The 16294-nt window shown below is 70.3% G+C and carries 12 protein-coding genes; all 12 read right to left on the reverse strand.

Translation table 11 applies throughout. From position 1 onward, the window contains the following. Positions 1 to 2436 (reverse strand): type VI secretion system Vgr family protein (locus tag AC07Y4_RS31085; RefSeq protein WP_495275577.1); only part of this gene is annotated, 2436 nt, incomplete at its 3' end. Between the two features lie 40 nt (positions 2437 to 2476). Further along, on the reverse strand, positions 2477 to 5170 hold the full coding sequence (gene tssH / locus AC07Y4_RS31090; protein WP_495275578.1) for a type VI secretion system ATPase TssH: 2694 nt from the start codon (positions 5168 to 5170) through the stop codon (positions 2477 to 2479). A gap of 39 nt (positions 5171 to 5209) precedes the next feature. Continuing rightward, positions 5210 to 6265, reverse strand: a complete 1056-nt coding sequence (gene tssG, locus AC07Y4_RS31095; protein WP_495275579.1) for a type VI secretion system baseplate subunit TssG — start codon at positions 6263 to 6265, stop codon at positions 5210 to 5212. Then, positions 6262 to 8154 (reverse strand): type VI secretion system baseplate subunit TssF, encoded by a 1893-nt coding sequence (gene tssF, locus AC07Y4_RS31100; RefSeq protein ID WP_495275580.1) that lies wholly within the window; start codon positions 8152 to 8154, stop codon positions 6262 to 6264. Before tssF ends, tssG begins: the two co-directional genes overlap by 4 nt. A 6-nt stretch (positions 8155 to 8160) precedes the next feature. After that, positions 8161 to 8676, reverse strand: coding sequence for a type VI secretion system baseplate subunit TssE (gene tssE, locus AC07Y4_RS31105; RefSeq protein WP_062481207.1), 516 nt, complete (start codon positions 8674 to 8676; stop codon positions 8161 to 8163). Then, positions 8669 to 9508: a type VI secretion system accessory protein TagJ gene (locus AC07Y4_RS31110; protein WP_495266571.1), complete on the reverse strand. Its 840-nt coding sequence runs from the start codon at positions 9506 to 9508 to the stop codon at positions 8669 to 8671. The genes tssE and AC07Y4_RS31110 overlap by 8 nt, the downstream gene beginning before the upstream one ends. A 40-nt stretch (positions 9509 to 9548) precedes the next feature. Continuing rightward, positions 9549 to 10106, reverse strand: a complete 558-nt coding sequence (locus tag AC07Y4_RS31115) for a type VI secretion system tube protein Hcp (protein WP_056584544.1) — start codon at positions 10104 to 10106, stop codon at positions 9549 to 9551. A gap of 54 nt (positions 10107 to 10160) precedes the next feature. Beyond that, on the reverse strand, positions 10161 to 12179 hold the full coding sequence (locus tag AC07Y4_RS31120) for a caspase family protein (protein WP_495275581.1): 2019 nt from the start codon (positions 12177 to 12179) through the stop codon (positions 10161 to 10163). Then, positions 12176 to 13312: a hypothetical protein gene (locus tag AC07Y4_RS31125; RefSeq protein WP_495275582.1), complete on the reverse strand. Its 1137-nt coding sequence runs from the start codon at positions 13310 to 13312 to the stop codon at positions 12176 to 12178. The genes AC07Y4_RS31120 and AC07Y4_RS31125 overlap by 4 nt, the downstream gene beginning before the upstream one ends. A gap of 27 nt (positions 13313 to 13339) precedes the next feature. Beyond that, a complete protein-coding gene (locus tag AC07Y4_RS31130) occupies positions 13340 to 14089 on the reverse strand; it encodes a hypothetical protein (RefSeq protein WP_062482983.1) in 750 nt (249 codons plus the stop codon). A 29-nt stretch (positions 14090 to 14118) separates the two neighbouring features. Then, positions 14119 to 15702, reverse strand: coding sequence for a murein transglycosylase A (mltA, locus tag AC07Y4_RS31135; protein ID WP_095950933.1), 1584 nt, complete (start codon positions 15700 to 15702; stop codon positions 14119 to 14121). 60 nt (positions 15703 to 15762) lie between these two features. Next, on the reverse strand, positions 15763 to 16294 hold a 532-nt coding region (locus AC07Y4_RS31140), incomplete at its 5' end, for a DUF4384 domain-containing protein (protein WP_495275583.1).

Consider the following 16294-nt stretch of genomic DNA (forward strand, 5'->3'; position numbering starts at 1 on the left):
GCCCCCGCCCCCGCCGGCCTTGAAGATGTGGATCGGCGCCTCGCGCAGGCTGCCGAGCTTGCGCTCGATGCCCATCGAGGCCACCGTCTCGAGCTTGAGCGCGATGGTGTTCTCGATCTGCATGCCCATGAAGTTGGCCACCGCCAGCCCCACGGCGTTGTCCATGCTCATGCCCAGGAAGGTGGAACGCGCCGCGCCCAGGTTCGCCTCGCTGTTGGTGCCGATGTAACCGCTGCTGTTGGCGCCGAGCACCGTGGTGTTGGAGCCCAGCGAAGTCTGGTTGATGTCGCCGATGGCCATCAGGTTGATGTGCGTGTTGCTCACCAGGCTGTACTGCATGAAGTTGGCCTGGAACGGCGCCACGCCGGCGTCCATCTTCATCGAGTTGCCGCCGGTCACCTTGAACTCGATGTGGCCGGCCTCGAAGGTCATGCGCGACGCCTTGTGCGCCATGTTGCCGGCGATGGTCACCGTCTGGTTGCCGCCCACGGTGCGGCTTTCGTTGGAGGCCGTGAAGTCGGTGCGCGCGGACTTGGTCTCGATGCGGTGGTCGCCCTTGACCACCAGCGCGTGCGCGCCGTCCACGTTGGTGGTCTGGTTGGCCACCACATGCACGTCCTGGCTGGCGCCGACGGTGATCTTCTGCGCCACCTTGACGCTCTTGGTCTCGTTGTTGGTGACGTTGACCGTGCGGTTGCGCTGCACGCTCACGGTCTGGTCGCGGTCGACCTTGAGCGACTGGTCGCGGCCCACGCTGCCCGAGTCGTCGCGCTCCACGCTGCGGCTCATGTCGAGTTCGGCGTGGATGTTGATGTTCTCCGACCCCTTCTTGTCCTCGAACATGATCTCGTTGTAGTTGTTCACGCCGCCGCCCGGCGTGGACCGGGTCCGGAAGCCGCTCTGCGTGGGCGACTTGTACGGAATCGGCTGGTCGTCGTTGTAGACGCGGCCCACGATCACCGGGCGGTCGGGGTCGCCGTTGAGGAAGTCGACGATCACCTCCTGGCCGATGCGCGGCGCGAAGTAGCCGCCCCAGCCCTTGCCGCCCCAGGGTTGCGACACGCGCACCCAGCAGGTCGACTTCTCGTTGCTCTCGTCGTAGCGGTCCCAGTGAAAGTGCACCTTCACGCGGCCGTGGTCGTCCACGTGCAGCTCGTCGCCCTTGGGGCCGACCACGATCGCCGTCTGCGGGCCGGGCATGGTCACGCGCGGCGTGAGGCGCGGCGCGCGAAACGGCCGGTCGACCGGCATCACGGTGAGCAGGAACAGGCTGCTGCCGGTCTGCGCGGCGGCCAGCGCGGGCGTGGCGGCGATGAGCTCTTCCAGCACCGGCAGGGTGTCAGCGTTCACGGCGTCGTCGCGCAGCACCTCGGCCAGCGCGCGCTGCACGGGCTGGGCCGGCGCGCTGGCGCTCACGCCTTCGTAGCCGCGGTGGCTGGCGATGAAGGTGCAGGCGGCGATCACGTAGTCGCCGTTGCGCGTGCCGTCGGGGTCGTCCTCGAACTTGAAGCTGCGCCCGGCCGCCACGTCGGGCCACGGCGTGAGCGCCCAGTGGCGGTCGCGGCGCGCGTTGAGTTCGTCGCCGCGCAGCTTGGCGCGCGTCTCGGCGTCGTCGCCGCTGAAGTAGCCGCCGGGGAACTCGAACATCTCGAACTCGGCGAGCTCGTGCTGGTCGGAGCTGTCGATGTCGGCGCCCAGCTTCTTCTTGATGGCCTTGAAGTCGCTGTCGCGCGACGAATGCTTGCCGGTGTCGAACTGCCGCGCGCTGACCCAGCGCGAGATCTCGTTGAAACGCGGCTCGGCCGCATGGACCGCCATGTGGCGCAGCGTGTCGGCCGCGGGCAGCTTGTCGTGCGCCAGGTCGCTGGCGTCCGACAGGTGCATGGTGCCGGGCGCGTCGTGCGCGTCGAACCAGTAGTAGATGCCCTCATCCTCCAGCAGGCGCGACAGGAACTGGTAGTCGCTCTCCTGGTGCTGCACGCAGTAGCGGCGCGGGTTGTGCGTGCCGATGACGTTGGTGGCCTTGGTCTTCTTGAAGCGCTTGATCGGGCTGTCCTCGAACACCGCGTCGAGCACCTCGAGCACCTTCTTTTCCTGGTGGATGCGCGAGTTGGCGCGCTTGGTGAGCAGCCAGAACCACGAGCGCAGCGCGATGCGGTACTCGTAGTGCCGCCCGATGTGGCCCGCGCGCACGAAGCGCACCGCGTGGCCCTGGCAATGCCGCTCGTGCGCGCCGCCGTCGGCGTCCTTGAACTCGATGACCACGTCGAAGGCGTGGCCCAGGATGTCCTTGGCGGCGAGGTCCTTGTTCTTGGACAGCACGGTGAGCTCGTAGGCCGCGGGGCGCGCCAGCGCCTCGTGCCCGACGATGCGCCAGAACATCAGGTCGTCCTTGGCGGGCGAATCGCTCTCGATGCGGAACTCGTGGTCGGCCATCTTGGGTCTCTCGGAAGTGGGGCGTCCCGCTGGGCGGTGGTCAGTCGAACGCGTAGGTGAAGTCGGCGTCCTTCACGTCGAGCGCCACGCGGCGGATCTCGCCGCCCGAGGCCAGGCGTTGCAGGTACTCGACCGAAATGGTGGGCAGCACGGTGTTGGTGAGGATCGCGTCGATCACGCGCCCGCCCGACTCCGGGTCCTGGCAGCGCGCGACCACCTGCTCGATCACCGCCTCGGTGTATTCGAAGGGCACGCCGTGGTTCGTTTCCACGCGCTTCTTGATGCGGCCCAGCTGCAGCCGCACGATCTTCTTCATCATCTCGGGCGACAGCGGGTAGTAGGGAATGGTGACGATGCGGCCCAGCAGCGCGGGCGGGAACACCTTCATCAGCGGCGCCTTGAGCGCATCGGCCAGCGCATTCGAATCGGGCAGCAGCTCGGGGTCGCGGCACATGCTCATCACGAGCTCGCTGCCGGCGTTGGTCGTGAGCAGGATGATCGTGTTCTTGAAATCGATCATGCGGCCCTCGCCGTCTTCCATCCAGCCCTTGTCGAAGACCTGGAAGAAGATCTCGTGCACGTCGGGGTGGGCTTTTTCCACTTCGTCGAGCAGCACCACGCTGTAGGGGCGGCGGCGCACGGCCTCGGTCAGGATGCCGCCCTCGCCGTAGCCCACGTAGCCGGGCGGCGCGCCCTTGAGCGTGGAGACGGTGTGCGCCTCCTGGAACTCGCTCATGTTGATGGTGATGATGTTCTGCTCGCCGCCGTACAGCGCCTCGGCCAGCGCCAGCGCGGTCTCGGTCTTGCCCACGCCCGAGGTGCCGCAGAGCATGAAGACGCCGATGGGTTTCTGCGGGTTGTCCAGCCGCGCGCGCGAGGTCTGGATGCGGCGCGCGATCATCTCCAGGCCGTGCTTCTGGCCGATGACGCGCTGGTTGAGCGTGTCGGCCAGCTTGAGCACCGCTTCGACTTCGTTCTTGACCATGCGGCCGACGGGAATGCCCGTCCAGTCGGCGACGACCGATGCGACCGCCTGCTCGTCGACCGAGGGCAGGATGAGCGGCGACTCGCCCTGCACCGCGTGGATCTTCGTCTGCAGTTCGTGCAGCTCGGCCAGCAGCGTGGCGCGGTCGGGGGCGGCCTCGGCGGCGGCTTCACCGGCCGCCGGTTCGTCGACCGGCTTGTTGCCCGCGCGCAGCTTGCTGCGCAGCTCGAGCAGACGGTCGACCAGGCCCTTCTCTTCCTGCCAGCGCGCATTCAACGCTTCGAGCTGCACCTTCGATTCGGCCAACAGCGTGGCCACCAGCGCGGCGCGCTTGGTCACGTCGATGCCGATGGCCTCCTCGCGGCCGATGATCTCCTGCTCGACCGTGAGGCCTTCGATGCGGCGCATGCAGTCTTCGACTTCGGGCGGCGTCGCGTGCTGCGACACGGCCACGCGCGCGCAGGCCGTGTCGAGCAGGCTCACGGCCTTGTCGGGCAACTGGCGCGCGGGAATGTAGCGGTGCGAGAGCTTCACGGCCGCTTCGATGGCCTCGTCGAGCAGCTGCACGCGGTGGTGCTTCTCGAGCACGCTGGCCACGCCGCGCAGCATCAAGATCGCCTTGGTCTCGTCGGGCTCGGGCACCTGCACGACCTGGAAGCGCCGCGTGAGCGCCGGGTCTTTCTCGATGTACTTCTTGTACTCGGCCCAGGTGGTGGCGCCGATGGTGCGCAGGTTGCCGCGCGCCAGTGCCGGCTTGAGCAGGTTGGCCGCGTCGCCGGTGCCGGCCGCGCCGCCTGCGCCGACCAGCGTGTGGATCTCGTCGATGAACAGGATGATCGGCGTGGGCGAGCTCTGCACCTCGTCGATCACCTGGCGCAAGCGCTGCTCGAACTCGCCCTTCATGCTCGCGCCCGCTTGCAAGAGGCCGATGTCGAGCGTGAGCAGCTTCACGTCCTTCAACTGCGGCGGCACATCGCCGCGCGCCAGGCGCTGCGCGAAGCCTTCCACCACCGCGGTCTTGCCCACACCCGCCTCACCCGTCAGCAGCGGGTTGTTCTGGCGGCGGCGCATGAGGATGTCGACGATCTGGCGGATTTCCTCGTCCCGCCCGGTCACCGGATCCATCTCTCCCTTCTTGGCTTTCTCCGTGAGGTCGACAGCAAATTTCTTGAGGGCATCACCCTTGCCCATGGCGGCCGGCGCCATGGCGCCCGAGTCTTCGCCGGGTGCGCCGCTGCCCATGCCGGTGCCGTCCTGGGCGCGCATCTGCGCTTCGGGCGAGGCGTCGCAAATTTTCGGAAAGTTGTCGGCGAGGTCTTCGACCTTGATCTTCTCGAACTGCTTCGACAGGCCGAACAGCGGGTTGCGCAGGCTTTGCGTCTTCAGCATGCCGACCAGGATGTAGCCGGTGCGCACCTGCGCCTCGCCGAACTGCAGGGTGGCGTAGGTCCAGGCGCGCTCGATGGCGTTCTCGATGTGCGGCGAGAAATCGCTGATGGCGGTGGCGCCGCGCGGCAGGCGGTCGAGCGCGGCCGTCATGTCCTTGGCGATCACCGACACGTCGAGGCCGTAGTGCTGGATCACGCGGTGCAGGTCGGAGTCCTGGGCCTGCAGCAGCTGGGCGAACCAGTGCTCCAGCTCCACGTACGGGTTGCCGCGCATCTTGCAGAAGACGGTGGCGCCCTCGATGGCCTTGTAGGCCAGCGAGTTGAGTTTGCCGAAGAGGGCGGTGCGGCTGATTTCACTCATGGAGGACTCCGTATCTCTTCTGAACGAATGAAGATGGGTTTATTGAAAAGAGGCGGACTGCTGCGGCAGGCGCGCCCTCGACGGCTGGCTGGCAATGCGCACGTCGGCCGCATCGCGCGTGCGCGGGCGTTCGCCGAGCCACGAGACCCAGCCCAGGCGCGGGCCGTTGCCCCGGGCCTGGCCCAGGCGCGTGGGCGGCACCTGTACTTTCTCGAGCACCAGCTGCGCGTCCCATTCGAGGGTGTCGCCGAGCAGCTGCTGCATCCAGCGCTGCAGCACGGGCTGCGCGTTTCCGATGGGCAGGAACATGCGGTACTGGTCGATCGTGAGCGGCCCCAGGTGCAGGCGCACGCGGTGCTGGCGGTCCCACGCGCGCGTGCCGAGCATCGCGCCCATGCCCATCGAGCGCGAACTCTCGCCCTGCCCCAGCCGCGTGACCTCGTCCGTGGGCACGCGCATCCAGTGGCCGACCCAGCGCTCCAGCTTCACCGGCACGCCGAAATAACTGCACAGCACCGACTCCACGCTTTCCGCGTTGTGCACGCGGCGCGCGAGCCAGCCCGAGAAATGCAGGCGCGCGTCGTCATGGATCTCGTCGCGGTCGATGCGCCCCGGCGTGCCGATGCCGACCAGCGCGCCGACCTGCAGGCGAAAGCGGTCTTCGCCCGGCCGGTCGAGTGCCACGGCGGGCCGCGACTGCGCCCACGCGCGGTAGAAGTGCAGCGAGAAGCGGTGCGAGAAGGTGTCGAGAAAGGCCAGCCAGGTCGGGTCGCCGTGGTTCAGGCTGCGCTCGCGGATGAAGTCGCTCAGGTGCACCGGCAGCGGGCCGTTGGGGCCGATGTAGCCGAAGAAGTGCTGGCGCAGGCGCGGCGGCGAGTGCGCGGTGGCCGGCTCGAAACGGCTGAAGCTGGCGGGCGCGAACGACAGCGAGGGCTCTTGCCCCACGCGCACCGGCTCGGCGCTGGGCAGCAGGGCGCGGCCCCAGCGCGGCGTGGTCTTCGCGACGGACTCGATGCGCCGCATCACGGCGAAGTAGTCGAAGTCCCACGGCTGCGCCGACCACCCGCGCAGCGCGAGGTCCACGCGGCTGTTCACAGAATCTGGCGTGTCCCGCACAGCGGCCTCCAGCGCATGGCTTCGCCCTTGCCCGCGACGCGCAGCACGGTCTCGACGAAGTGGTTCACCTCGACATGGCGCGCGAGAAACTGCGCCAGCACGGCGCCGAACAGGAAGGCGCTGTGGCCGTGGAAGGCGTCCTTGTCGACCTCCAGCGTCACCTCGAGCCCCCGCCCGAAGGCGATCGGGCCCGCGAGCGGCAGGCGCCGCGCCACGGGCTTGCTCTTGACCGACAGCAGCCCACGCACCTGGCCCTGGCGCATCTCGTCGGCATGCACGGCGTAGAGCATGAGCGTCTCGCGCAGCGCGGCGGCACCCTGCTCCGGCGTGCTGTCGGACAGCGACAGGTAATTGAGCGCCAGGTGGTCGATGACGCGCCAGCCCAGCCCCTGGCTCACGACCGGCGACACCGGTCGCGACGGCCCGCGCACCATGCGCACGCGCTGCACGGGAAAGGAATCGACGCAGTCGAAATCGTTGTCGCGCCCCAGCGGCATCAGAAGCGGCAGGTCGCGGTTGGTGCACAGCGCGGTCACGGCGAGCTGGCGCAGCGTGGCGGCATACGGCGCCTGCTGCGGGTCGACGATCTGCATGTAGACCTCGGAGCCGATGTGGCTGCTGCGGTGGCCTTCGGTGCGCTGGCGCACCGAGAGCATGCGCGGCTCGCGCGTGGTCGTGAAGTAGGCCGGGTGGCTGTTGCGGCTGCCGTGGAAGGCCGAGTAGAACGGCCGGAACGGCTGCTCGGCCACCGCGGCGTCGGCCCCCGGCGCGCCGTGGCCGATGACCTCGGTGACGGTGTGCACCTCGAAGTCCTGCGGCCGCGTGCGGTCGGGCACCAGGTGGAACTGGCTCACGCCTTCGGTCACGGGCACGCGGTCGAGCCGCTTGGTGAACAGGTTGACGGCGGGCACGCAGTGCAGCTGCACGTTGTCGGCGCTCACCAGCTTCTCGAGCGCCGCATCGCCGCGCGAGAACAGCAGCACGATCTCCAGCTCGGTCACCGGCATCGTCGCGAGCAGCGCCTGCAGCCCGCCGATGCGCACGAACTGGAAGCGCTGCGGAAATGCGAAGTACTCCTGCAGCAGCCGGAAGCCCGAGAAGCCCGTGGCCGTGACGGGCAGCAGCGCCTCGTCGTCCCTGAAGCCGACCGCGCCGATGGCGCTGCCCGGCAGGCTGCGCATGGTGCCTTGCAAGGCACCACTGGCCGTGAGCGGTCGCACCCACACGCCGATGGGCTGGCCCAGCGCGCATTCGTGCAGCTGCCAGGCCACGTCTTCCGCGCCGCCGAAGTGCAGCACCAGATCGTCGAGCGCGATCTGGCTGAAGTCCAGCCCCGCCGTGGCGCGCAATGCAATGCGCAGGCCGCCGCGGATGGCGCGCGACTGCGGATGGGTGTTCAGCGGCAGGTCGGGCGCGTAGGTGAAGTACTGGGCGCGCTGCACCTCGATCGGCCAGATGCGCAACGCGGCGGCGGTGCGGAACTCGCAGTGCGTGTTCTGCCCCACGGCCTGGCGCGCGCGCAGGCCGGCGCCGCGCGGCAACGTGGGGCCGGCCGCGAGGTTGGCGTCTTCCGGGTCGGGCACGAACGACACCACCGTCATGGCCGGCGTGGGCGCCAGGAAGTGCGGGTAGACGATGTCCAGCAGGTGGCCCGTGAAGCGCGGGTATTCGGCGTCGAGCTTCAGGCCCACGCGCGCCGAGAGAAAGGCCGTGGCCTCGATCAGCCGCTCCACGTACGGGTCGGCGACTTCCTGGCCTTCGATGCCCAGCCGGTGCGCGATCTTCGGGAACGCACGGGCGAACTCCGAGGCGCTTTCGCGGAAGTAGCGCAGCTCCTGCTCGTACAGGCTCAGCAGCCGAGGGTCCATGTGGACTTACCTTGGGTTTTGCGCCATGTCCACGATCTCTATGCGGCCCTCTTCCAGATCGACGCGGCTTCGCATGAGGAACTCGAGCGGCACGGGCTGCGCCCACAGCATGCCGCGGATCTGCAGGCCGATGCTGTTGTGGGACTCCAGGGCCGGGCCTTCCATGACGAGTTCGACTTCGAGTGTGCGGGACAAAATGCGCGGCTCGAACTGCAGGATTGCGTTCTTCAAAGCCTGTTCCATGCTGACACGCTGCACCGACGAGGTGAACTGGCCAGACAGCATAGGCAATCCGTAGTTGATGACGGAGCGCGCGGCATTCGGGTGCTGCTTGTCGTCCATCGACAGGCCGTGCCCCGTGGCATTGAAGAGCCAGCCGAGGTCGCGCAGCACGGCCTGGCGCAGCGCCTGCTTGGTGAGCGTGCGCTTGTCGTCGCCCTCGCGCTTCTCGTCGGGCGCGTGGTCGACGAGGCGGTCCAGCAGCGAGGGCTGCAGCCGCTCCTGCGCCGTGAGTTCAGCCACCGCCGCTGCTTTCGCCGCCTTCGGCCGCATCAACAGCGGCGGGCGTGAAGAGGATCTCGCGCACGTCCATCAGCGCGTACTCGCCCGCGTCGCTGCCGAGCACGCGCTGGCCGTAGCCGGCCCAGACCTCGGGGCGCAGCTCGCGCCACTCGGTCTTGCGCGCCAGGCGCAGCTCGCCGTCGTCCTGCGCCTCGGTGCCTTCGTAGCGCGTGGGGATGAGGGCCAGCGTTTCGCCGCCGTTCTCGAACTGCAGGTGCGCGGGCATCCAGACGCAGTCGCGCAGGTCTTCGGGCGGCTCGATCTTGATGTGCGCCAGCCGCGCGTAGGGAATCCAGTAGTACTTGCCGTTGACGAAGGCCTCGAGCACCGGGCCCAGGCGCATGTCGGCGTCGGCCAGCCATTCGAAGGGCGCACCGTCGATGGTGCCGGCGATGGCGGGCGCGCCGTCGAAGGCGCGCTGGCGCAGGTCTTCGGCCAGCCCGCTCTCACCGCGGCCTTGCCGCAGCAGCGATTCGATGAGCAGTGCCAGCCATTCATCGGGCTGGCCGAAGATCATCGGCGTGCGCGTGCCGGCGAACACGTCGGCGCGCAGGCCTTCGCAGCGCACGGCCTCGCCGTACACCTGCTTCATGGGCACGGCGAGCGCGTCGAGCTCGGCCGCGACGGTGAGCTGGTTGAGCGCGCGCTCCCACTGCCCGAGCACGCACAAGAGCTGCGCCATGAAGACGCGGTGCTTGGAGTCGGAGGGCTTGGCGCGCACGTCGTCGCTCAGGGCTTTGAGGGCGGCCACCGGGTCGGCGGCCTTGAGGAAGTCTGCGGCGGTCGTCGTCATGGCGGGGTGCTCCTGGAGGCGTTCGGGTTCAGGTTTCGGTTCACGTCCGGGTGAACTGGCATTCGCGCACCGCGCCGCGCGCGCCGCTGGTCTTCTGCGGCGCCGACTTGATCTTCACCGTGCGGTAGCTGATGGAGACCAGCTCCGAGGGCACGCCCCAGTGCCCGCCGGAGTTGAGCACCAGCCGGCAGATGCGCGCGTTCTCCAGCGAAATCTCGAAGGTCGCCTGCGCCTCGGGCGACTGCGGATCGCCGCCGGCCTTGTAGGCGCTGATGACGACCTTCAGGTCTTTTTCCTGCGCGCGCAGCAGGCTGGCGAGCGTGGCCGTGGCCGCGTCGCTGCGGCGCGCGACGACCAGGTTGTGGGGCACGACCTGGTTCTGCGCGGACGATTCGGGCACCTGCACCGACCAGTAGTAGCCGCCGATGTTCAGGCGCGCCTTGCCGTCGTCGAAGACGCGTTCGAGTTCGCCCTCGACGGGCGAGCCCTTGCTCTCGATCATCATGACCAGGTCGGTCTCGGCCGAGCCGGTGCCGATCAGTTCATAGAACTGCCGTGCGTCTTCGGGGCTCCAGGAGCCGTCTTCGAGAAATGCCATGTCAACCTCCGGATTCGGACAAAGAAAACTGGACCGGGACCACGCGCGCCCGCCTCATGGCCGCGCACCACCGTCTGCCGCGGCGGCGCTCCTGCGCAGCAAGGCCGCGAACACCTGGCGCTCGCCGCCGGCGGCCGGCGGCTGGCCGCCGCGCACGCGCACTTCCGACACGTCGGCCTGCGCCGCGGTGGCCACGCCGAACAGGCGCGGCGCGCTGTGGGGCGCGGCCGGCACCGCCATGACGAGCAGGCGCGCCTCGCCGGCCGCATCGAGCCAGGGCAGGTCGAAACGCTTGACCGCCGGCTGCTCGGGCGTGCCGCGCTTGAAGCGGTTGGTTTCGCCGGCCCCGTCGGGGTACACCGCCTGCAGCGCGCCGCGCGCGTCGATGCCGGTGATGACGAGGTCGAGCGAACGGCCGCTGGTGTTGCGCACGTTCAGGCGCACGCGCTCGCCGGTCCGCAGTGCAGGCAGCACGCTCGCGGCCTCGGCGACGGGCACGCTGCGCAGCAGCCGGTCGGCGCTCCAGACTTCGAGCGCCGCATCGAAACCGTCGAGCTGGCCGCCCCGGGCATGGGCCTGCAGCTGGGCCAGCCACTTGAGCTGCGCCAGCGCTTGCAGGCGGCGGCGCAGCGCGGCCACGTCGGGCACCACGACGGTGGAGGCGGCGGTGCCGAACACGGGCGCGAGCGCTTCGAGGCGATGGCCGGCGGGGCCGAGGTCGGTCCAGCGCACATCGGCGCTCGCGGGGTCGTCGGCCAGGCGGATCGCCGCCGGGTAGTCGAGGCTCAGGCCGGCGGGCAGCGGCTTGTCGGCGCGCACGCGCAGCGCCGTCGCGGCCGGCTCGGCAATGGGCGTGACGCTCCAGAACGCGCTGCCCGGCAGGTCTTTCAAGGCGGCCGGCACGGCGAGCCAGGCGCCGCCGAGCTTGATCTGCGCGATGGCAGCCGGCGCGCGGCGCACGGTGCCGTCGTCGAGCGTGGCGAGCACGCGCACCTCCTGCTGCGGCGCCAGGCCGTCGAGCAGGCCGGCCTTGACGGCCAGGCTGTCGCCGCTGCGCTGCGCCCCCCACACCGGGCGCGTGGACGCGGGCGCGCCGCTGTTGGCGAACAGGGGCGCATCGAGGTTGCCCTCGGCCACGGGCGACGGCAGCTCGCGCGTGGGAAAGCGCTGCGCGAGCTCGTCGATGACCGGCGGGTACAGCGCGAGCACGCCGTCGAACAGGTCGCGCCAGGTGGCGGGCTTGCGCGCCAGCGACTCGACCACGGCCCAGGTCAGGAGGCCCTGCGGCCGGGCGCTGCGCGCCTTGCGCGGCAGGCGCAGCTCGGGCGTGATCTGGTGGCTCTCGGACGCGAACAGCGCCACGTAGCGGGCGCGCGGTACGGCGTCGGTCGCGGCCGGTGGAGCCAGGGACCGTGCGGGCGACGCACCGCCCATGAGCTGCGTCGTGCGCAGGCCGCGCCAGCGCACCTCGTCGTCGGCCGGGCCCTCGGCGGTCGCGGGCGCATCGCCCGTGCCGCGTGTCATCGAGTTGGCGGAGCAGGTGTCGAACACCGAGGCGACGAACACGTTCTTCGCCAGGAAGGCCTGGATCCAGGCGTCGAAGTCGACATCGCGCAGGTCGCCGCTGAGCGCGGCATCGGCGCCGAGCGTGCCGCGCACGTCGCGCGCGAGAAAGTTCTCGGACAGGCCGTCGGGCTCCTGGTAGCGCTTGGCCACGTCGCGCAGGCGCGTGCCGTGGCCGGAGAAGTACAGCAGCACGAAGTCGCCGCTGGCCGACTGCGCGAGCAGCCGCGCCAGGGCGTCGTGGATGGCCTGCGATTCGGGCAGCGCGGCGCCGGGCACGCCGTCGGCGAGCACGGCGATGTCGGGCGCGGTGAAGCCCTGCTTCAGCAAGGCGTCGCGCATGAGCATCACGTCGTTGCGCGGCGCCTGCAGCCACAGCGCCTGCGGCTGGTTGACGAGCTCGGAGACGCCGACGAGCAGCGCGCGCTGCGCGGCCTGCGCGGCGACACCGCCCGCGCCCCACACCACCAGCGCGAGCAGGAACCGCAGGCTGCACGCGCGCAGGTTCATGGCGGCTCCGAAGCCGGCCCGGCCGACGCCACCAACGGCGACGTCGCGAGCACCGACAAAGCGCCGACCGGATCGGCCACGCGCAGGCGCCACACGCCGTTCGGCCCCGGCCCGCCGACCACTTCGGCCGACATCGTGCGCAGCAGGCGATCGGCCTCGTCGATGCGCACGCCCTCGTTCCAGCGCACGACCAGGTTGGCCTGCGCCGCGACGGGTGCCGTGGGCACCGAGCGAAAACGCACGTCGTCGTCTTCGGCGTTGCCGCGCCCGCCGATGAGCCCCACGTTCTGGATCACCGCGAACAACGCCACCGCCGCAAACGCCGGGCGCGCCCAGCCTTCGGCGCCGAACCAGCGGCGGATGCTGCCCCACCAGCCGTCCTCGGGCCGCGGCAGCGGCCGGGCGGGCGATGGCGGCGGCGGCGCGGCAGGGGCTTCGTCCTGCGGTTGCGCCAGCGCACGGCCCAGTTGCAGGCCGGCATCGCGGTACAGCGCCTGGTAGTCGGTGCGCGGGTCCTGCGGGCCCAGCGGCGTGCCCGAGAGCACCGAGAACGCGCCGGCCACGCCGCGCAGCGCGATGCGCCCGGGCTCGGGCGCGATGTCGGGCGCCGCGTGCGCGGCCCATTCGTCGTGCACCGCGCGGATCGCGGCGAGCCGCGTGGCCGACACCTCGCCGAGCACGCGCGCGGCCAGCTGCGGGCTGGGTTCGAGCGTGAGCACGTTCCAGGCCTGGACCACGCCGAACATCGGCTCGAAGGGCTCGTCGTCGGGCTCGAGCAGCACGTCGAAGGGGCCGGCCCAGTCGGGCTCGCCCGCGGCCATCCAGCCTTGCCAGAGGTCGCCGTGGATGCAGCGGTCGAGCAGCACGCCGAGCAGGCGCCCGTCGTGCACCACGCTCACGAGGCGGCCCGGCGCCCAGCGCGCGGTGAAGGCGCGCCGGGCGACAGCCTCGCGGCGCCGGGCCAATTCGGTCAAAGGGAGCAGCAGGTCCGACACCACCGGCGTGCCCGCGCCCGCGCTGCTGCCGTGCGGCATCGCGACGGGTGCGGTGTCCGGCGCGGCATCGCCGGGCGGCGCGCCGGTTTCGAACGCATGGCGGATCACGCTGAGCGGGGGCCAGAGGTCGGTGGTCATGGCGTCTGTTCCTGAATGGCTATGTCTTCAGACATAAGACGCTTCAGCCCCGAGGATTTTGAAAACCTGCAGGATCGCCGCCATGTTGTCGGCCTCGATGGCGATGCCCAGGGTCTGGCCGATCCAGCTGCCGATGCGGGTCTGCGCATAGCCGGCGCCCAGCCCTTCGCGCTTGTGCACGAGGCCCAGCCGGCCGGCGCGGTAGTGGTACGAGGCGATGGCGTGGCGCGAGGCCACGCCCGACAGCCCGCCCTCGGCCTCCTGCCCGAAGCCCTCGCACAGCAGGATGCGCTCGGGCTCGGGCAGCCCGGCGATGAAGGCGCGCGCCGCCAGCTGCACGGCCTGCGCGCTGAGGCCGTGCTCGGCCAGGCAGCCGTCGAGGTCTTCGCCCGGGCCGAGTTCGTCTTCGAGCTGGGCCTCGGTGATCTGGTCGCCGATGGAGACCTTGCGGCGAAACGAACTGGCGCGCGTGCAGTCGATGAGGTAGCGGCGGAAGTACGCGCACAGCGCAAAGGCGGTGGACGGCGCGCTGTGGCCCGCGCGCTCTTCCGACTCGTCGGGGTCGGCATCGAGCCGCAGCACCTTCACGTAGATGAACTGCGCCACCAGCTCCTGCCGCCCCTCGCCCAGCACCTGCAGCTCGGGCGGATTGCAGGCCACGAGCGCATCGCCCACGATGCGGTACATGGTGCCCATGTCGTCCGAGGACAGCGTCTGCCGGCGCCGCCAGAGGCGGACGAGTTCAGAGCTCTCGGCGGACGAAAGGGTTTCCTGCATGAAGGGCCAAGGGGTCGAAAGAAAAAAGGTCAGTCGTCGACGCAGACGCCTTCCGTGGGCACGAGGCACTGCGGAAGATTCGCGCCGACCGGGCCGCCGCGCGTGCGGATCGCACCCGACACCGCGGCCTGCGCCACGGCCAGGCCGCGCGGCAGCAGGATCCACAGCTGCCCGCGCTCCTTCATGCGGCGCGCGTTGGTGGCGGCCTGCTGGCCGTTGCCGAAGAAGTAGTCGGCCCGCACCGCGCCGCGGATGGCACCGCCGGTGTCCTGCGCGATGGTCAGGCGCTGCATGGGCGCGCCGCTGCCGGGCGTGCGCGTCGACACGAACACCGGGTAGCCCAGCGGCGTGCTGCGCGGATCGACCGCGATCGAGCGGCCGGCCGACAGCGGCACGCCGAACGCGCCCACCGGACCGCCCGCGGGCGAGGTCGATTCCTTGAAGAACACGTAGCTCGGGTCCTTGATGCCGGAGCCGGTCACCGCGCCGGCCGTGCGACGGCCCGGCACCACCACCGCGCCGCTGGCCGTGGGCCGCGCCAGCGTGAAGCCGCGCGTGCGGATCACGCTGTTGTCGATGGCGCCCGTGTCTTCGTCGTCGCCGTCGTCCAGCGTCAGCTCGAGCGAGCCGCCGCGCACCTTCACGGCGCTGCGCGGCTTGCCGTTGGCGGCCTGCGCGATGGTCGGGCGGAAGGGCTGGCCGTTCTGCTCGGCGTAGGCCACGCGCACCACCTCGCCGCTGGGCAGCTTGATGCGGCCCGAGCCCTGGATCTGCATCTCGTACAGCGCCGTGGCGCTGCTCACGAAGGCCAGCACCTTGGCGTTGGGCGCGCCCTTGGTCTCGATCTCTTCGCGCGTGTAGTACGGCAGCAGTCGCTTGCCGTCGATGCGCAGGCGCACCTTGCGGTCGAGCGTGTCGCGGGTGATGGCCGAGAGGTCGAGCGCGTACAGGCCCGGTGCGCCCATGTCGCGCGTGCTCAGGCCGCTTTGCACGATCACATTGCGGCCCTCGACCTTCGCGGCCACCGTGCCGCTGCCGGCCGGGAGCTTGCGCGCATCGACGAACAGCATGTCCTCGGGCTGGCCGTAGACCGGGTAGATGAACGGCGCGACGTAGGTGCGGCTGCCCGCGATCTCGGGCTCGAAGTAGCCGGTGACCACGCCGTCGGGCTTGCGGTCGTCGTCGCGGATCTGATAAGCGGAGAACTCGCTCTCGAAGAAGCCGCGGATGGCCTGCGTGCTCTTGCCATCGACCTTCAGCGCGCGTTCGCACACCTCTTTCCACTCGGCGCCGCGGCCGTTGAGCACCTTGCAGCTGCCCAGGAAGGCCGGCCAGCTTTCCGAGAAGTCGTCGCGCGCCCAGCCCGGCACGGCGTCGAAGCCGACCGAGGTGTAGGTCGCGAGCTGGGTCGAGAAGGTGCGCGCCTGCCCGGCCACGCTGCCGCCGGTGGGGCGGGCCGGTGCGGTCGCGGGGTCGGCCGTGGTGGGCGCGGTGGTGGCCGTGCCCGTGGCGGTCGGCGGCGTGTTGGCGCAGGCGGCCAGCAGCACCAGCGCGACCACGGCGGCCGTTCGGCAGAGGGGAAGCGCGAAGTGCGGCGACGGTGACGTGTGCATGAAAGTCTCCTGGTCGTGTCGTGGAAAGGGGACCGAAAGCGGCCGACGCTCTACAGACGATTACTTCTCGACGATTTTGAAATTCGCGACGCCATAGACGTCGTTGCACGGCGGGGCGCCCGGCGCGCACACCGGTTTGCCCAACAGCGGCGACGGCCCGGTGCCGCGCGTGGCTTCGAGTGCCGCGAGCACCGGCAGCGGGAACTGCGGGAACACGCCTTCGTTCTGCACGCCCGAGGCGCCGAAGTCGCGCTCGTGCTCGCTCACGAGCACCGCGAACTGGTTGGTGCCGGCCGGCCCGCCAGCGTCCATCGGCCAGGAGGCGCGCGGCAGCGCCAGCGCAGCGTTGGCGGTGATCTTGTTGTACTTGTCGAGCAGGTTCGGGAACAGCAGGAACATCTCGCCGCCGCTGGACAGCAGGAACACGTAGACGAAACCGTCGCGCTTGCTGCGCACCTCGAAGGCCAGCTTGTCCTTGCCGATGGCAACCTCGGCCTTCTTCGGCGTGGCCGTGACTTCGAAGCCCGGGGCAGCGCCGGCGGCGAGGGATTGCAGTGACTCGGCGGGGGTGCGTGGCTTGGGAGGCGGCGGC

This window comes from Variovorax sp. GW460-12-1-14-LB1 (genome assembly GCF_059423605.1).